General features: G+C 53.3%; 18 protein-coding genes. 1 reads left to right on the forward strand and 17 read right to left on the reverse strand.

Translation table 11 applies throughout. The features are described 5' to 3' along the window. Positions 1-390: 390 nt before the first annotated feature. Positions 391-1,050 (forward strand): response regulator, encoded by a 660-nt coding sequence (locus EL335_RS13530; protein WP_126448153.1) that lies wholly within the window; start codon positions 391-393, stop codon positions 1,048-1,050. Here the strand turns inward: EL335_RS13530 and EL335_RS13535 are convergent. From EL335_RS13535 to EL335_RS13615, 17 genes are all read right to left on the reverse strand, one after another. Next, entirely contained in the window at positions 1,022-1,966 is a 945-nt protein-coding gene (locus tag EL335_RS13535; RefSeq protein WP_126448155.1) for a sensor histidine kinase, read from the reverse strand. The two genes, EL335_RS13530 and EL335_RS13535, sit on opposite strands and share 29 nt — an antisense overlap. A 26-nt stretch (positions 1,967-1,992) precedes the next feature. Next, entirely contained in the window at positions 1,993-2,247 is a 255-nt protein-coding gene (locus tag EL335_RS13540) for a YunC family protein (RefSeq protein WP_126448157.1), read from the reverse strand. 35 nt (positions 2,248-2,282) lie between these two features. After that, positions 2,283-3,134: a PAS domain-containing protein gene (locus EL335_RS13545; protein WP_126448159.1), complete on the reverse strand. Its 852-nt coding sequence runs from the start codon at positions 3,132-3,134 to the stop codon at positions 2,283-2,285. Between the two features lie 158 nt (positions 3,135-3,292). Then, positions 3,293-4,036 carry a hypothetical protein gene (locus EL335_RS13550; RefSeq protein ID WP_126448161.1) on the reverse strand — a complete coding sequence of 248 codons (744 nt, stop codon included), beginning with the start codon at positions 4,034-4,036 and terminating at the stop codon, positions 3,293-3,295. A 139-nt stretch (positions 4,037-4,175) separates the two neighbouring features. Next, entirely contained in the window at positions 4,176-5,990 is a 1,815-nt protein-coding gene (locus EL335_RS13555) for a VWA domain-containing protein (RefSeq protein ID WP_126448163.1), read from the reverse strand. Between the two features lie 10 nt (positions 5,991-6,000). After that, positions 6,001-7,161 (reverse strand): DUF3150 domain-containing protein, encoded by a 1,161-nt coding sequence (locus tag EL335_RS13560; RefSeq protein ID WP_126448165.1) that lies wholly within the window; start codon positions 7,159-7,161, stop codon positions 6,001-6,003. A gap of 306 nt (positions 7,162-7,467) precedes the next feature. Next, the gene (locus tag EL335_RS13565; RefSeq protein WP_126448167.1) at positions 7,468-8,424 is read right to left on the reverse strand and encodes a hypothetical protein; all 957 of its coding nucleotides are present in this window, start codon (positions 8,422-8,424) and stop codon (positions 7,468-7,470) included. A gap of 394 nt (positions 8,425-8,818) precedes the next feature. Further along, a complete protein-coding gene (locus EL335_RS13570) occupies positions 8,819-9,163 on the reverse strand; it encodes a KTSC domain-containing protein (RefSeq protein WP_126448169.1) in 345 nt (114 codons plus the stop codon). Positions 9,164-9,165: 2 nt separating this feature from the next. Beyond that, entirely contained in the window at positions 9,166-9,426 is a 261-nt protein-coding gene (locus EL335_RS13575) for a hypothetical protein (protein WP_126448171.1), read from the reverse strand. A gap of 81 nt (positions 9,427-9,507) precedes the next feature. Beyond that, positions 9,508-10,050 (reverse strand): single-stranded DNA-binding protein, encoded by a 543-nt coding sequence (ssb, locus tag EL335_RS13580; protein WP_126448173.1) that lies wholly within the window; start codon positions 10,048-10,050, stop codon positions 9,508-9,510. Between the two features lie 416 nt (positions 10,051-10,466). Then, on the reverse strand, positions 10,467-11,378 hold the full coding sequence (locus tag EL335_RS13585; RefSeq protein WP_126448175.1) for a hypothetical protein: 912 nt from the start codon (positions 11,376-11,378) through the stop codon (positions 10,467-10,469). Positions 11,379-11,388: 10 nt separating this feature from the next. After that, positions 11,389-11,844: a hypothetical protein gene (locus EL335_RS13590; RefSeq protein ID WP_126448177.1), complete on the reverse strand. Its 456-nt coding sequence runs from the start codon at positions 11,842-11,844 to the stop codon at positions 11,389-11,391. 10 nt (positions 11,845-11,854) lie between these two features. Continuing rightward, a complete protein-coding gene (locus EL335_RS13595; RefSeq protein ID WP_126448179.1) occupies positions 11,855-12,994 on the reverse strand; it encodes an AAA family ATPase in 1,140 nt (379 codons plus the stop codon). A 75-nt stretch (positions 12,995-13,069) separates the two neighbouring features. Next, on the reverse strand, positions 13,070-13,720 hold the full coding sequence (locus tag EL335_RS13600) for a hypothetical protein (protein WP_126448181.1): 651 nt from the start codon (positions 13,718-13,720) through the stop codon (positions 13,070-13,072). Then, positions 13,707-13,967 carry a hypothetical protein gene (locus tag EL335_RS13605; protein ID WP_126448183.1) on the reverse strand — a complete coding sequence of 87 codons (261 nt, stop codon included), beginning with the start codon at positions 13,965-13,967 and terminating at the stop codon, positions 13,707-13,709. Before EL335_RS13605 ends, EL335_RS13600 begins: the two co-directional genes overlap by 14 nt. 301 nt (positions 13,968-14,268) lie before the next feature. Then, positions 14,269-15,522 carry a hypothetical protein gene (locus EL335_RS13610; RefSeq protein WP_126448185.1) on the reverse strand — a complete coding sequence of 418 codons (1,254 nt, stop codon included), beginning with the start codon at positions 15,520-15,522 and terminating at the stop codon, positions 14,269-14,271. A 530-nt stretch (positions 15,523-16,052) separates the two neighbouring features. Next, on the reverse strand, positions 16,053-17,075 hold the full coding sequence (locus EL335_RS13615; RefSeq protein WP_126448187.1) for a ParB/RepB/Spo0J family partition protein: 1,023 nt from the start codon (positions 17,073-17,075) through the stop codon (positions 16,053-16,055). Positions 17,076-17,084 lie beyond the last annotated feature (9 nt).

Here is a 17,084-nt window from a genome sequence, read left to right on the forward strand (position 1 = left end):
TTGACAAGCCCTACGTCATGCGAACGTATTGCGGATTATTGTGAGGTGCGCCATACTTTGTCAAGAGATATTTTCCGTGTAACGGAGTTTTTGTTTCCGTAATGCGGAGGTTGTTGCAGCCGTATGCGAGAATTAGGTAAAGATGTTTTGCTAAGCACAAGACTACTGCGGCTTGTTCTGGCGCTCGAACTTTCCGATCACCTAAATAAAGTTTCTACCTTCGATAGGATCTATGTGGCACAATGAAAACGCACAATGAGAGATTTCCTGGCCGTGGTCTATGGCAGCACAAGTGCCATTACATTGCCTATCTATAACTAAGGACATATATAATGCGATCCTTTTTGTCTTGACCAACCGGTCAAGCTCAAGTGCTCAGAGAAAAACATCGTGCCGATTCGAGTATTTCTGGCGGATGATCACCGCCTACTGGTGGAGGGTTTCCGCCATGCCCTCAAGGACTACGACATCGATGTCGTGGAGGTTGCTTACAACCTTGATGGTTTGATTTCCCGTTACCTCGAGGTGAAACCCGATGTACTCGTCATTGATGTCCGGTTTGACCGCAAGAGCGCGTCCGAGACTGGGCTAGATGTATGTGAGGAGCTTCTTGCTACGCACCCTGACGCGAAGATCATCGTCTTCTCTCAGTTCGACGACCAGTACATCATCGAGAAAGCCTATAAGATCGGAGTCCTGTCCTTCGTCCTGAAGGACGAAAGCATCGATGTCCTGAATCAAGCTATCCGTACTGTCGCCGAAGGCAATGAGTTCTTTTCACCTAAAGTCGCACAACTACTTGCCCGATCCTCGGTAAAAGACCGGAATCCCACCAAGCTTCTCGAAGAGAAAGAACTTCGCGCATTCTTGCTGACTGCAGACGGAGCTTCTCTTGCTGACGTCGCCGAAACAATGGATCTGTCAACCAAGACCGTGGGCCATCTGCTGAAGAGCATCAAGTCCAAACTTGACATTGAGACGCAGGCTGATTTCACCAAGCTCGCGATTAGGTTCGGGCTTACTACGACCGAGTTGAAAACGAAAAAGTAACCCGCGTTCCTGGGTGTTGAGCATTATCGGGGAACGCCGGTTGAATATTGAGATTTCCGCCGATCGCCCGGGCTCGCTCACGCATGTCGATAAGGCCAATGCCAGCGGGAATCCCTGCAGGCGTTTTGGCTCTTGACTTCAACCCTACCCCATCATCGGTAATCATGACTTCGATGAGGCGCTTCCGTTCATTCAACTTCATGGATACAGAGATCTGCTTGGCATTGGAGTGCTTGATGGCATTGTAGATGGATTCACGGATGATTTTGTACGCCGTAATAGCAACTTCTTCATTGATCTCCGGCCGTTTTGGTAGGTTGTGTTCCAAAACAATCTCGGGCTTATCGAAGAAATTGGTGTAGTGTGAGATCAAGGACTCAATCGCCACCGTAAAGCCTATCGAGTCGATCATTTCGATCCGAGCGCTCTTGATGATGTTACGTGTCTGGGAATAGGCATCTGCCAAGAGTTCCTGGATGGACGTAAGAATTTTGCTAGCTTCCGGATTGTCCTGGACGTAAGGCGCAAGGCGATTCAGTTCGTTTTTACAAAGCACAAGATTGGGATTTACATCGTCATGGAGGCGCCGAGAAATCATCCGGCGCTCTTCGTCGATACGGCGATTCAGTTCCGCGAGAACGCGCCTGGTCTCCTCGTGTGAGACGTCGGTCTGGACGTTACTTTGTATATTTTCCAGGATGGACACATATAGCAGAAAGACTAAGGCCAGCACGGCTGGAAGGCTGGAAATGATATTCGATTTGATTGTGAATGGGAGCAAAACAACTAGGAACGCGGCCCATGTCCATAGAAAATATTTGGCCGTTAAGTTACCCCTAAATGCAAGGATCAGGTTGACAACGAAAGCCACCAACAGGAAAACGCAGATTGTTAGAAAGACGAAGCTTTCATCCATGATGCGCCCATGCGCGCAGCTGCTGCTTACCGAAATCTGGCTAGGGCAGATTCGCCGGTGTCGCCCACCTTGATGCCCATGGCTTCTGCTGCTTTGGAAACGGCAACGATCGAAGCTTTTTTCATATCCTCGAAGTCATTTACCCCAGATACGATGGCGCAGGCTTCTTCCGTCTTGTTGCAAGTTTCCGGATTGATATAGCCGCATGCCAGGAACCCTTTCGTCCCTTTCATCAATAGCAGTGGTCGCTTCAGCTCAAATCTCAGTGTCTCAATGCTCATTTGCCACCTCTCAGAAATGCTATGTGGGAGAAACTTTAACTGCGTTTCTTGCTCTTCTGGATCATCTCGACAATCGTCTCGTTCTCGTTGATAGCCTTAAAGGCCTCAATGAATCGAGCTATAGCTGCAGGATCTTTTCCGTCCATCTTCGAGATATCGATGTTGAGGCAGATGAAGCCAATGAGTCCATAGGTGTTGTTGAAAAGCGGGATAGTCGTCGACTTGACCTGTCTTCCATCCTTCAAAGTCAATCCATAACTGACAAAAGACTGGCCAGTACCCCGTTCGATTTGGCTGTAGTTCTTGATCAACTGAATTCCGAAGTTGGTGTTAGGATCTCCTAGTCGCCGGCCGGAAATGGGGTTTTGAATGGCAACGATTGAATTCAGCGGATTGCGGGTATCGTGGAGAACGATTTCGATCGGCGTACCCGCAAAGGTCTGACCGATTCCATTCACGATGTCCTTATAGGTCTGGAGAAGCCTATCTTTCTGTACATCCGCTTCTGCCACTGCAGCGTAATCCGGCAAGTTGCTGAGACTGATGTATTTGGACCTGGCAGACTCGCTGAGCATTAGCGTCACATGGTTGGAGTTACCAAGATAGATGAGGTCCGCGATCTCCCGAGGAGAAGGGTTGGCCGTGAAATAATCTATGGCCTTCTCGAAAAGATGCCTGTCGAGGTAGATCGCTCCAGTTTCATCGGCTCGAATTGGGTAGAACTGTTCGTAGGCTGCTAGTGGCTTGCCTGGAAGCACTCGGGCTTCTTCAATTATCTTCGGACGGAGGCTGAGCGCATAGACGCTTAATGAGGCGATCAGTAGCGCTGGCACCACCACTGACATCAATGTCTTGAGATTTAGAGAGAATAAACCGCGCTGACTCATAGTAGGTTCCTAAGTTCATTGATTTCATGAAGTATATGTGACTTGCAGACGTTTTGTTGCATGATCCGGCAGCCTGTGCCACAAATCTGGCATCCTGCCAAAAGACCTTGGCCGTGCGGAAGCAGGGCCGCACGGCGACCCTGGAAGGGATTCAGTTCTTAGATACCAACCGCTGCTGGTGTATTTGTTGTGACCGCCCGAGCGTTTGCTTCCGGATGAACAACGGTGACCAAACGAGGCAGTCGACCAATTCGATCGGGCTCAGCGATGACCAACAAAACTTTCCTCTTCTCATCAATAGCATAGCGACCGGGCCGACGATGCTTGATGTCGTGTATAGCATTGCGGTTCAAAAGTACCGCTGGCTGCACGTCACGGGCGATCCTTGCCAGCTCTCGCCAGGCCTTCTCTGGTTTACGATCAAACCTGGCCACATACTGCTCGACAGCATGCGCGGTCAGTTCGACGGGGCCTATGCCGGAGACTTCGAGAACCGTTACAGACGGCTTAGGCACATCCAGATAGTCCACTTGGGATTCACAAAGTTCGTCGGCCCAGGGATACGGCGCTTCACAGTGCTGGACTTCCGCGCCAAGAAATCGTGTACGGAGAAAATTGGCATATGGGGCCAGGTAGCTTTTTGGCGAAATGCCAGCCATCAATTCTAGGATGGTGCTAGAGCTCGTATAAATTCTCAGCCCGGCACCGGCCTTATTGTGACCACAAACATTCTTAACTGTCAGCAGATACTGGGCAGCAGCTAATTCCGCCGCTGTGCGGGCATCATCCAGGAGCGGAACGGTGACGCGAACCCGGCCCTTCTGGATGAGGCCTGTCATCCAGTAAGTATCGAAAACACGCGGATCAGCGGTTGGAGAAGTGGTGAGATGTAAATCGTTCATGTAGATCTCCAATAAGAATACCGCGGCTTGGGTATGTATTTCAGGGGATCTTGTTGGGTGCTTTTCGCTTGGTCCTCTCGTCTCTCGAGGGCCAGGTGAAAAGCACCCCCAACTTTCGTCGAGGGTGGAAAGAACTGTGCTAGTGCACGCGGTGGTGGTCTTTAAAAGCCGCCTTAACCAACTTCACCATCGAGGCTGACAGCTCCCCGATGTCTTTGATGGTTGCAGCGTACCTGGAATCAAACACCTGCGAGGTGTCCACGCCGATGCCGAGCCCGACAACAGTGATACCATCTGCTCGAGTGCGATCGATGATGTACTTCGTGGCCTCGCGGTCATCCGGATCGCCGTCGGTGACGACCATCACGATTTTCAGCGTTTCCTCACGTCGCACAATATCGGAAGCAGCGAACAAGATGGCTTCCGCCATCGGAGTTCCGCCGTCTGTGGAGAGGCTTGCAACTCTGCCTGCCAGCTGCTTAGGACTTTCGTCCCAACGCTTGATCACGGCTACCCCTTCATCGCGATTTTCGCCATACCAAGGGAAGACCGTAACCTGCGTCTTCAATCCTGGTACGTCGAACGCCAGCATCGTGGCTACGGCTGCTTGCACAGCATCACTAATGGCATAGATCATGGAGCCAGATCGGTCGATGACGATTGATACCGCTGCATTGATGTCGATACCTTCATCCTCACGGCAAAAGATTGCACCACCGAAACGGCCTTGCCAGATGCGCGAAGAATCGATCTGCATCCCAGACCGGGAATACGAGACCTCTCCTTCAGCAACCGAAGACATCCACTGCAGCGTCCTGGTACGGATTGCATTGACGCTGGCGCGGAGTTGCGCCATATCAACGGGAACCGCACCGAGGTGCGCCTTGTGGACGTTGGGCATCAGCACATGGATGCCATCGCCTTCGGCATTTGCCGCGGCGTTGATGGCGTTTTGAAGCATCTCGCCCATATCCTCTTCCACGTCCTGATCGGACATGTTGAGTAGCTGTTCGAGAGCCTGCTCCATGTCAGGGCCAGATCCGGTACCGCCAGCTCCACGTGCCGATTGCGACGACGCTTCTCCTTCTTCCCCTTTCGAGGATCCGGACTGACTACTACCCTGGCCACCCGACTCGGAATCTTGATCAGCTTGGCCTTGTTGGCCGCCCTGCCCTCCTTCCTCGTCGCCTTCTGCTGGATCGCCAGACGACGGCCCTTGTTGCTGATCATCGTCTTGTCCGTCTTGCTGGCCGGACTGTTGCTGCTGCTGTTGTTTCTGTTGCTGCTGACGCTTTTGCTCTTGCTCTTTTTCCCTCTCCTCCTTGATCATCTGGATGATCGCGGCGGCAAGCTCGAACACTTCGTCTTCACTGGCACAATCGGTTACCTGGAACATCAAGGCGTCCAGCCGCGTCAGCATGCCTGCGGGCAGGCGTTGCTGAGCGACTTTGATTGCACCGGCCGACAGTTCGGCAATCGGCTCCTGTCGTAACACCTCATGCCGCAAGCGATACATCATGTACCGCTGCAGAATCGATGCTTCCGATTCGGAGCCGTCGAGCGCAGGAAACCCGCGCTGACCATCGACACCATCTTCGACCGCGATCCCTACCAGGCGCGACAAGTAGCGTCGCGCTGCAGGAAACCTCCCCATCACCAGATTCTCGATCCGGATATCTTCGAGTATTCCGGTAATGGCTCGCTGCAGAGGATTGGTTGCCTGCAGCGAGAAGTTGGAGTAAAGCATGTGACCGGCCTCGTGATAGAGGTAAGCCACGGACTCCACCAGGTCCCGTTCGGTAAGGTCGATTTCAGACCGACGCCTAGGCAGGTATATCGCCTGGTTGTCAGTCATGGCACGATCACCCCGAATGATCGGGATTCCCGTCCGGTCAGCAATGAAGCCTGCGATGGCGGGCAGAGCCCTATCCAGTGATTGAGCGCGCATGGCCATGTCCGACCCCTCAGAACATCAAGGAATTGGTTTTCAGGGCTTCACGCGGCCGCAACACCGGTGCTGCACGAACTGGAGCCGGCGGTGGAACGATCCCCAGCTGGCCCAGCTTGTCTGATACGCTAGCGCCCGCACCCTTTGTGGAGGTCGGAACGTTCGCGGCTGGAATTGGCGGCAACATCACAACATGCTGCTGAGCAACGCTACCCGGCGGTACGGCTACCGGTGCAACGGGTGCTGCTGGTTCAGTAGCTTGCGCCACCTCTTCAACCTCCGTTGCCTTTGCCGCTTGAGGCGCCGGCGGGAACAACACATCGCACGCCGGAATACCGTTCTTCACCTTGGATGCCGCATTGAGAAGCATGTCCGCATCGGACATGGTTTCCACAAGCTTCTCCAGGGTTAGGAACGACTGTCCTTGGATGTAGCCTTCCTGCGGCAGTGCCTTCAGGATGTCAGTGATCAGAGTGATGGCGCCCTCCACCGACGGATCGAGGAAGGACAACTTCTTCATCTTCTGTACTGCAGCCTTGAGCGGACGCAGGGACTTCTGGCCAACACGCTGGTTCTTTGCAAAGGCGTCGTTCTTGAGTAGTTTTTCCATTTCGGAAGAGATCTCCTCATACAGCTGCCGGCCGAGACCGCGAACGATTCCTTCGACGCCCTCCTCCTCGCTTTGACCTTCGCGGACGAAGGGAGCGATCTTGAAGACGTCACTACTGAAGCGACACTTGGCGATTGCCGTCGCCCGGTCAACCTTCAGCGACCGGATGATTGCTTCAGCTTCCGGATTGGCAGCCACATGAGCCTCGAACATCTGGTCATAGTTGGCTTCCAGCGCATTGACCTCGGCCTTGAACTCGGCCTCGGCATCAGCAACTTCCTTCTCGATCTCAGGGAGATCGTCCGTCAATACCGCGAACACGTTTTGCGAACCCAGAGCGCGAACGCCCTTGGCCTGCAGCTTGCGGAAGATGCCCCGACGAACGGTCTGCAAGGCTTTGGTCCCGTCGCACGGGAAAACCTTGATAGACCCTTCTGTAATAGCAGCACTATCCGGAAGGCTGCCACCGAGCGCCGCGATATGCTCACGGGTCGCACGACGGTATCCTGAGAAAGTGTTGATGGTGATGCTTACCAGCGTTAGTTTTTCATTAAGCACGTCTTGCATGGTAGTTCTCCAAGCTGAGTGCGAAATGATCCGCCCCCCCTTGCGGGAGGTGTTTTCAGGACCACCCGCACGGGTTAGTTTCGAGCCCCAGAGGGACCCAATGAAGCTCGTGCAACATAAACACGAGCGTTTCCGGTCAAGACTTCTAACCGAAGAAAGTGCCCGATAAACGACGGACACGGCGTTTTCGCTCCTCACGGAACAAACCCTTTTCAACTGCTGGCCGATGAGGGCTGATTGAAAACCTCATCGGGCAGAAGACGAAAAGAATCGAGAGACAGACCCATGGGGCCTGTCTCTCCGCATTCAAGCTGCAATGGGCAAGACGTTGGATGCATCGCCAGGTACCGAGACCATCACGCCCATTTCCACCACCGGGTAGCCAGATGCTGTGAGCAAACCAAGCATGGCATAGCGATGAAGGATCAGGCGAGCCAAGTAAGCAACAATGCTAGGGTACCGTTCCGTCTTTCCCGTTCCGGGCGTCTTGGCAAAGAAGGACCCCATGGGCTCATCGTAATTGAGAAGCTTCCGAAGTTTCATACCAATCCAAGCCACATCGACGACAGCCATATCCATTGTCAAGATCGCCGCTAGGCCGTCCAGATCTCGCGGATAGCGGCCGGCCAAACGTACTGCAACAGGACGTTGCTGACCGTCCTCAGTTTGAACTTCCGGTAGGAATAACGTGAAGTCGTCTCCGGAGTGTGGGTTCTTGATGTCGGCGGTCCACGAAAGAGTTCCTTCGTGTCCTGCATCACGAACCGGCAGCAATGCATCAACCAAAGGTGTTGCTTCCCCTTCTTCAGGATCGGCAATGCCCAACTGCTTGAGCCGGTATTGCACGATACGCGCAACCGCGGCGGCATTACTGCTTGCCAGAAGCCGGTCGTTCCCAAGCTGCAGATCAATGGCGAGGTTGCCAGTTATGGATGCAAGAACTTCGAGCTTTCTTGAGAGCCAAGCACGATCCTGGGTCCGCATATCCGCGGATAGGGTCTTTGCCATGGCACCGAGACAGCGAGGCTGTTCGTTGGCCAGCACCCATACTTCAAACGGATGCGGACGGCCGTTCTCAACGTGTCCAACGGCGACAGCATACTGCTCATGCGTTCCCTCGACCATGTACGTCCAGCAAGGATTGCCTTCGGGAAACTTCGGTCGACTTGGCCAGCGAAGACTGCCGAGTATCGGCTTAGGCATCGCTACAATGGTGCGACGGTTTGCCGGCAAGGTACCGGCTAAGGATTGGTCCTTTTCCATAATGAACTCCTTTCTTGGATTTACCCCCCGCGCAGCGCCCAAGTTGGACGGACGGGTTGGCTGATAGCCCTGGTAACGGACACAACAAGGCTCTTAGCGAACCCCACGGTGTCGGTACAGGACCGGGAACCCAAAACGGAGCACAAGTCCCCCTGTCGGGATCTGCGTCCCGTCCGGGGAAGAAGACTGCAACAAGACTACTGCTGCAGGTAACCCAGCCAGAACGGCTGGATCGTAATCGCGCTATGCCGGGCGCTCCCGCTTTCTGAATCACTCCAGAAAATATGCAGCGACAATACACCAAGTCACTTGCGGATGCAAGAGGCATGCGGAAATAGCCTGAAGATGACACCGGCCGGAAGGCATCCCAAAGGAGTCCTTACCGGCCGAATCATCAAAATACCGCATTAAGCATTGGATAGCGCAGTAACAACGACTGTAGCGTTACCCTCGGCGCTTTGCGGCGAGATTGATGCGGTACCGAAGCATCCATGCCACCAAGGAGATTCGCTACTGCCATGTCGTCGAGCTTGGACGTTGTGTAGCGATCTCTGATGTTCGACTGGAAGAACTTGCCTTTCGACGATGCTTGCGCGAACTCAGTTACGACTGGTTGCTCAACATCTTCGTAGGCATATACCCCGCCATTCTTGAATGCAATGAGCAGGATCTTCCTATCGGCCAGGTAAAGGTAGCCGTCGATGTTGCTTGACGACACCGGAGTGAGATTCGGATGCATTTTTACACCAGAACCTCTTTGAGGACAGCTCCAGACTGCTGCATGGCGTCCTCGATTTCCTTCTCGATAGCAACCGGCTGAACCTTGCCATCCAACTCAATGAAGCCGTTGGCCAGCAGATTCACCTCGATGTCGTCACCCGCCAGGTTAATGGCAAGCTTGCTGCGCGGGCGCAACACTTGGCGACGCTTGATAGCATCGATCAGGGTGTTGAAGGAATGGACGATTTCAGGATCGTAGCCCAGGGAAGGTGCACCGTACATGATGATTTCCTCTCTAAACATAACGAGCGGGAGCCATCACCCCTTGCGGGATATGGCCCCGCAAAGGGTTGGTACAACAGGTTAAGCAACCCGACGAACGCGGGCCGAGGCCTTCACGAAAGCCGGATCGGCATTCATGTCTACCCGTAGGAAGGGAATGTCGTCTTCCATCGGGTCATAGGCCGGAGCCGGCCGACGCTCAGGCACCGGCGGTTCGCCGTTACCACCGCCGCCAGAACTTTGCTGACGGGACGGGCGATCATCACTGCCACCATCAGAGTCACCTGAACGACGGTTGCCCAACATCTGCATTTCCGTCATTTCGATTTCCGTGGTGTAACGATCCTGTCCATCCTTATCTTGCCACTTGCGTGTCTTGATACGGCCTTCCAGGTACAACTGACTGCCCTTCTTCACATACTGCGAAGTGATTTCTGCCAGCTTGCGAAAGCAGACGATGCGATGCCACTCGGTCAGCTCGCGTTTTTCGCCGGAGTTCTTGTCCTTCCATGACTCGGTGGTTGCGAGACGAAAGTTGCATACCGGATCACCGTTCGGCATGTAGCGGATTTCTGGATCGACGCCAACATTACCGACCAGGATTGCTTTGTTGACTGAAGCCATGTGAGAATCTCCATTCTATTTACGTTCCGCACCGGCCGGCTCAATGAGCGCGGATAGAAATGGTGCCAACCGGATTAGACGTAAGGTTATGAAGGTAGCATGATGACACTACCGCGTTTCCAGAACTGCAGTCTCGATACTACCTAGGTGAGACGTGCGTTTCTGAGGATTGTTAAGGCCAAACAACGACCTCAATTTCACTCACACAAAAGGTGAGTAAGAGAGCACCTGGATAACCGACCAGGGCTGCGGTTTGACTCCTCACGGAGCAAAAGCTAGACCTGAATGGTCAAAAACCAAGAAATCCTCTATGGCCTGGATACTTTTTTCTTCAATGGCGACGCACGAGAATCACCATTGAACAAAAAAGGGATTGGGAGCAAAGACCCGAAGGTCCTTGCTCCCAAATGAAGGTGTTACAGTTCTAACTTGGCGATCTTGAACAGATTCATCGGCGCTTTACCCTTCGTGATGGTCTTGCGTCCGATCTTTAGGATTTCCACTCGGTCACCCACGCCGACTTTAGCGTCACGCAGGGCCTCACGGAGATTGACACCGAATACGGCATCAACGATTCCTTCTTGCGTCTCAAGACGTACACCGAATGTCTCGAACTCACGCCCATCTTTGTTTTGGGTCATCATCCCGATTTCCTTGATGATGCCCCGGTACACCGACGGGAACTTCTTGAGTTTGATCGATTCAGGTGGCGTGTCATCAACAATTACAGGAACCGCTTCCGATTTCTGCTCTACCACCACAGGGTTCTGCTCTACCACCACAGGAGCGGTTACTGCAGCGACATCGGCCTGGGCCTCAGCTACTGCCATATCCGCAACTGCTGCAGCCTCCTGTTTCTGCCTCTTGGATTCACGACGCTTCCGCTTGCCCTTCTCAGCCAGATTTGCGAGCTGTTGCTGGGCCAGCGCCAGCGCTTGCTCGATTACCTGATCGGTTAGCTCCTGCCCCTCGATGAGACCAAGGTCGAAGTAGCTGTCCGAATACCCCTTGCGTTTCGAGCCCGACCAAACAATCAGGTGAGCTGTACAGGCTTGCTTCCGATGCCGGTAGCGAACCATCAGGGTTGCTGTATTACTCAGATGACGGACAAACAAGGGAGACGCCGTGACCTGTTCGCGCTCAGATGAAACTAGAGCAGCATCCATTTGCTGCTGTATTGCTTCGGGTTGAGCTTCAGGCGCGACTACCTTACAGGTGTCTCTTTCGTCTCTTTCCACATTACGGTAGGAATAGAAGCGCCACAGGACACGGGCAGCAGTCACTAAGATGACCAGGAAAAGAAGCTTGTCGATAATGTGTGCAGACATTTCACTCTCCTCAGAACACGTTGTTCAAGACGGCGTTATGGCGAGCGGTGAAAGCTGCGCCTGTGGCCAATCCAAGTTCTTGCGCGACAGGTAGAACGCGCTGCCAGCTGTCCGCATAAAGCGGATAGTTTTGGCGAGGTAATGTTGGTACGGTTTCTTGTGAGTCCGTAACAACCGAAATGTCTCCCAGGGCCTTTCTCAAGGCTACTAGGCATACGACAAACTCAGCTGCCGCTTCTGACGCGCGCACTACTCCGCGTCCTTTTCCATTGGTGACTAGCATATGATGACGCTCATCACCGAAAGTAACGGTCAACTGATTTCCAGCAGGAAAGCAGTCATATTCCAGCACTGCAATACCCGCCTTTTCCAACGGCCTTAGTACATCTGCAGCCCTAGCCAACCAGTCGGTAGCCTGCGTGGCCACCGACCAGTAGGCAATGCCCACGAACTTGTTATTGCTCATGAGCACCCCCTTACGGCTTCACAACTTCGCTGACCCCAAACACGTTTTCCACCGCCTGGTGAAGCGCAATACGGGTCGACTCCGTTGCTAGGCTGGAAAGATACTTCTTCAGCGACAGGTGCAAAGCCGACAACCCCAACTTCTCAGGGGCGCTGGCTTGTGCAACCGAGTGACGAGCCCACTTACGAAGAATCCGTGTGGACATCGTGCGCTCAAGCGCAGAATCAGAGGTGTTGCCACCATCCTTCGACTGCGCCCGAATCTTCTTGGCCACTTCCAAAAGCCCCTGAATGAACTCACTGCGGTTGATCGCAGATCCTTCCTTCATGCCTTGCGGCGTGGAGATTTTGATGCCCTCCTGATCAAACCAGTAGGAGAGAAGATCGTCGCTGAATTGCTCCAGCTCCTTTTCCAACAGCCTCGCTTCCGTGTCATCGGTCGGATACCCTACGTGCAGGGCCACAATCCGCTCAAGAAGCGAAATATCGTGCGTGTTGGCAGTACCGTAGTTACCACTCAGATCCTCCACCAGGTTGGTGTTGGCCGTTATGGCAACGCGAAAGCCAGGCTGCGGTGTTACCACCTCGCCCGACTTGCCAGGGATCGGGAACGAACGACCCTCGAAAACGTCGTTGAACACAATCGTCCTGTCCGCAGCAATGCGGTCATACTCATTGATGATGCAAGGCAAGCCATACCGCGCTGCCAGCGTCACCGGACCATCAACCCACGGCGTCGTCCCGTTCTCCCCACCAACAAACTGCCCGAAGGCTTCATGGGGTTCAAAGCGACGATGACCTTTGGCCATAAACAGAGGGATACCCAGGCGGGCACACCACTGTTCGAAGACCGAGGTCTTGCCGGAGCCAGTTGGCCCCCACAGCAACAGAACATCACCCTCACCCGTCAGCCACCAGTAACGAATGTCCCGTACCAGTTCCTTGCGGAACTGGTAATAAGGATCAATCGGCGGAACCGCAGCACGCAGGAATGTTGCGTGCTGCTGGGCTACAGGGTCAGAAAGTGTGGCAGGGTCAGGAATTTGAAACCCCTCCACAGTGATGCTCGGATCAACCTCATTCGGATCGAACCCGAAAACTTCGCAGAGGCTGTAAGACACAGGTACAAGAATTGCAGACAGATCAAACATGGAGCTTTCCTTTCACAAAGGCTATAAGAAAGGGGCACCATGCCCCGTTAGGGGATGTGCCCCTAGCGGGAACCGTCAGTAGAACTTGCAGACTCTTTCGACGGCTTTGATTATTTCCGCAGGAACGTTCCTGCGGACTCCTTCTCGAACCGCGTCTTCATCCATACGGGCTGCAATGCAGCAGTTATGGTATGAAAACGGTTCGTCTCGCTCATGTATTGCAAGGCATTGGCTGCGACCAATGCGCTTGTCGTACACGTAATACTTCCAGATCGCTGGCCGGAAGATCCAGCGCAGGACAGACCACTTTTCCTGCTCATTGTTGGACAACGCAAGTTCTTCCATTGAACGCCAGAAGAGTCGCACCTGCGTGTACAACAGACCTTCCTTTGACCAGGCGAGGCCATGTTTATCGATGACCCACACATCGCCCCATGCTTCGTAGGGGATGGTGATCGACTCAACGGCCTCCTCGTCATCCTCTTCGACAATCTCAACCATGCCAACGTCCGACTGATATTCCTTCGGCATTTGGCAGTTCTTGAGAAGCGGCGCCTTGAGGTAATCCAACAGCTCGTCGAACAGCACGAGATTGTTGGACAACTCCAGATGGCGAACGAGTTTTGCGCGCTTTGTCTCTTCCGAGATAACGCGACGACGAGCTGGATGGGATACTACCGGTGTGGCAACAGGGTGGCCAAACAGATCTAAGTTAGCGAGCGACATGGCTCACCTCCTTACGATCTTCCACCAGTATCCAACCGCGTTGGATTAGCTTGCCTTTTGCGACATCAAAACTCTGCCGCCATTCTCTGAAGTCACGGATCTTAGGCGCAACATCCGCCTGTTTCACCGCGACGCAGAGATCTTCCCCGTATTGATAGACCACCAGACGCATGTCTTCCTTGCGGAAGACACCTTTTCTGGTGGCCTTCGGGAAGGCATGCTGCTTTTGCCACAATGCCCACTCCATGAGCACTTTCGTGCCTATGCTGGGCTCGGCTACAAGGATTAGACACCCTTGAATTACTGCACTACTCACGACGTACCTCATTCTTTCTGGGGACGTCGCAAGCCCCTGTGGGGATTACGAGTCCCCAAAGGGTTGCAGGTACCTGGCGCAGATCACACTGGCCAGATTGGAGCGAAGCTTATCGCTGCTCCGCTAGCGTTTTCGGTCACCCGAAAAACCTGCACCCCGGCAGATAAAGCACGCCGAAGTCGAAATCTTCTGCCTTTACCTCTAGGCTTTTTTCATTTTGCCTACATTATGATCATTTTGTCAAGCCATCCTCCTTTGCGTCAATTGTCTTTCCTTTCCTACAAAGCCACGGGAATTTTGAAGTCAGTTCCTGAAGACGTTGGATCCCTAGTTCGCGATTGATCACCGGTTCCTCCCTCATGAATGGGATCAACCGGCCCTCCTCTACCGCTTTGATGAATTTGCTCGTTATCGCGAGGTTTGGTCTCGAGCTCGGTTGCCCAATTTCACCGACTTCGATCAGCCCGTAATTAGCGTTGATTCGGTAAGTGGCATGTGTTTGAGGGTCGAGGAAGGTCATTCCATGCCTGGCCCGGCACCAAGCCGCCCTACTGGCTGCCGCTTGTTCGCGTTGCTTGCGACGTATCGTTCGGTGCTTTTGCTTTGCCCTCTGGGCACACAAGTAATGAGCATCGATGCCGTCGGAAATGAGCTTTCTTAGGTAACGATAACAATCACTTGTTGTTGGAAGTTGTTTGATTCTCTCGCTTCGATAAGCCACATAATCGGACAGGGTTTGCCCAGGGATTTGTTTTGCCAACGTTTGCAGTTGGAACAAAGCACCGAACGTTAGTCTTTTTTCCTCGATAAGCCATACCAGTTCCCTCGCCACAGATCTTCCATCTATGCGTACGAAGTCTGGCCGCGTGGACTGGTGGTTCACTGAAGCTTTTGGATCAACACAATGTTCCCCCTTATATAGGGGGCCGACTATCAGACCGCCTTTCATTTGGGTTCCAGCGTGATCCACCTGCGGGCATTTTCCGACCAAAACAGTTGGAGGCACCGTACTTTCACAGTCTTCCATTTTTTGTGTGCTTGAATAATTGTTGTTGTTCACACTAGCAGCGACGAGATCTTTATCCTTTGAACGTTTGGTTTCATTGTTTTTTCTATGAGTCTCTTCTTTCTCAAACCAAAGACCAACCAGATCTGCGAATTTTTTTGTGATTGACACAAGGCCGATATCCATAGACCCATCATCAAGACGGGCTTGTTTTGATCTTGATATCCACCCTCCTTCCTCAAGATGACGCATGGCTCGATAGACGGTCACCTCGCTGCACTGAGCCATCTTCGCGATCGTGGCTTTCCTTGCGAATACTGGTGCCAGCGGATCATCTACTGACACACCTGCTGCAATGATTGCTTGAAGGATTGCAGTCGTTGATTTTGAGAACCCTAAAGATGCGGATACCTCCCACGTCTTATAAATGGCTGCTCTTATTGGCGACGGTCGGTTACGGTAGCGTGCCGGCAAGGCCACAGTAGGCCGTCGTCTCCTTGGGCGCGCATCCCCCGATCCTGAGGCAGGAATAGTTCTACTTCTAACGGCTCCATCAACGGTTGACATAAATACCCCCCTCTCCGACCTTCATCAGCCGAAGAAATGTTTGACTTTGTGTTGGAGGGCGTTTAGGATTCGTTTGTCTGAACGAGAGAACTAAACCCCCTCTCTCCAAACGCCTCAAAGTTGCCGCTTTGGGGCGTTTCCTTTTTCTGCTCTGGTTTCGTTACCTCATTTCAAACCCCCAAAATGACTGAGGCCCAGGTTTTGCCTGGGCCTCAGTTGCTTGTTTACTTTCTGTTTTGAGTGTGGCGGGAGAGCCCCCGCCCAGCATTTCATCCTGTCGCGCAACCGTTGCACGTTGACGTGCATTTGACTGGCCCCGTGACAGGGGTTGCACGTCAACGTGCATACCTGGTCGAGTCGGCCTGGCCTCGCTCGCTGAGTTTGACGGCGCGTAATGTACATCCGTTCTTTAACAATTCTGACCATTTGATCTTTACAACTTCTTAACGTTGCTCCTGCGATGGTTGGAAGAATTTGGTCAGGACTTCTGTCAGTTTCTCATTCAAGCCCTTCGCCAGATCGTCTGGAATTTCGACCTGTAGCTTCAGTACCTTCAACCCGGGCGACGTCGACTTGTATACGTCGTAGCGGCCCCCTGGCGCGTCTGGGATTGTGATATCGAAGCCACTGTCTCTACGAAGTCGTTTCCCACGCCCCTGTCCAGCTTGCCTGCTGCTTGGGCCATCTTCAATTGCTTTGGCGAGTCTGCGATGCGTCAATTCGTCGACCAGAGCCGCCTTCAGGAGGTCATAACCGAAATCCTCGCCGTGCCGTTCTATCGCTTGATTGATGTATGCGCCGAGACTCGCCGAAAAACGCTCTGGGTAATCTTGGCCAAAGTCGATAAATCTCTTGGGCAACGAGGCTAGCTTCACAAGTCGCTGAACATGCGTGCGGCTATCCAGCCCCAGCACCTCAGCGACCTCGCCTTGGGAGTAGCCCTTTTCGAGCAAATCGATTGCAACCATCCCGCGATCAAGATCGCATTCGTCGGCCGAATCGTTCAGAATGTTGGAAATCCTGAACAGGTTGAGTGAATCATTGGGATCGACCTTCCAGTCCACAAAGGCCTTCAGTGTCGGAAGAGCGATCTGCAAAGCAGCCAAGCGTCGCGTCTCTCCACCAAGGACCATGAAATAACCTTCGTCATCTCCGACCCCTGGATAAACATAAAGCGGGTCCTTTTGGCCGTTTTTCTTCAGGCTATCGGCGATCTTCGACACCCGCTTTGGCGGGCGGATTCTCCGCGCATTGTATGGCGAGACGCGGAGCTTGCTGACTGGAATGTCGATTACCTCCTGCCCACCAGGCAGGTCAGGAAGGGGAGAGATGGGTTGGACTTGGATATGAGTGGTGGTGCTTGTAACCGAAACCCCACTGGTAGTGGTTGAGGATGTCGCTTCCTTCGTCCGAGTACCAATAACCGCCAATGGCATGTCGGGCCGTTTAATCACTCGCTGTTTCATCTCTTCCTC

Origin of the sequence: Sulfuricystis multivorans (assembly GCF_003966565.1) — a bacterium.
Lineage (GTDB): Bacteria > Pseudomonadota > Gammaproteobacteria > Burkholderiales > Rhodocyclaceae > Sulfuricystis > Sulfuricystis multivorans.

What these genes read in the sequence shown, in the direction of transcription:
- EL335_RS13535 (WP_126448155.1), bottom strand. Translation starts at nt 1,966, where the DNA reads ATGGATGAAAGCTTCGTCTTTCTAACAATCTGCGTTTTCCTGTTGGTG.
- EL335_RS13540 (WP_126448157.1), bottom strand. Translation starts at nt 2,247, where the DNA reads ATGAGCATTGAGACACTGAGATTTGAGCTGAAGCGACCACTGCTATTG.
- EL335_RS13545 (WP_126448159.1), bottom strand. Translation starts at nt 3,134, where the DNA reads ATGAGTCAGCGCGGTTTATTCTCTCTAAATCTCAAGACATTGATGTCA.
- EL335_RS13550 (WP_126448161.1), bottom strand. Translation starts at nt 4,036, where the DNA reads ATGAACGATTTACATCTCACCACTTCTCCAACCGCTGATCCGCGTGTT.
- EL335_RS13555 (WP_126448163.1), bottom strand. Translation starts at nt 5,990, where the DNA reads ATGGCCATGCGCGCTCAATCACTGGATAGGGCTCTGCCCGCCATCGCA.
- EL335_RS13560 (WP_126448165.1), bottom strand. Translation starts at nt 7,161, where the DNA reads ATGCAAGACGTGCTTAATGAAAAACTAACGCTGGTAAGCATCACCATC.
- EL335_RS13565 (WP_126448167.1), bottom strand. Translation starts at nt 8,424, where the DNA reads ATGGAAAAGGACCAATCCTTAGCCGGTACCTTGCCGGCAAACCGTCGC.
- EL335_RS13570 (WP_126448169.1), bottom strand. Translation starts at nt 9,163, where the DNA reads ATGCATCCGAATCTCACTCCGGTGTCGTCAAGCAACATCGACGGCTAC.
- EL335_RS13575 (WP_126448171.1), bottom strand. Translation starts at nt 9,426, where the DNA reads ATGTACGGTGCACCTTCCCTGGGCTACGATCCTGAAATCGTCCATTCC.
- ssb (WP_126448173.1), bottom strand. Translation starts at nt 10,050, where the DNA reads ATGGCTTCAGTCAACAAAGCAATCCTGGTCGGTAATGTTGGCGTCGAT.
- EL335_RS13585 (WP_126448175.1), bottom strand. Translation starts at nt 11,378, where the DNA reads ATGTCTGCACACATTATCGACAAGCTTCTTTTCCTGGTCATCTTAGTG.
- EL335_RS13590 (WP_126448177.1), bottom strand. Translation starts at nt 11,844, where the DNA reads ATGAGCAATAACAAGTTCGTGGGCATTGCCTACTGGTCGGTGGCCACG.
- EL335_RS13595 (WP_126448179.1), bottom strand. Translation starts at nt 12,994, where the DNA reads ATGTTTGATCTGTCTGCAATTCTTGTACCTGTGTCTTACAGCCTCTGC.
- EL335_RS13600 (WP_126448181.1), bottom strand. Translation starts at nt 13,720, where the DNA reads ATGTCGCTCGCTAACTTAGATCTGTTTGGCCACCCTGTTGCCACACCG.
- EL335_RS13605 (WP_126448183.1), bottom strand. Translation starts at nt 13,967, where the DNA reads ATGGAGTGGGCATTGTGGCAAAAGCAGCATGCCTTCCCGAAGGCCACC.
- EL335_RS13615 (WP_126448187.1), bottom strand. Translation starts at nt 17,075, where the DNA reads ATGAAACAGCGAGTGATTAAACGGCCCGACATGCCATTGGCGGTTATT.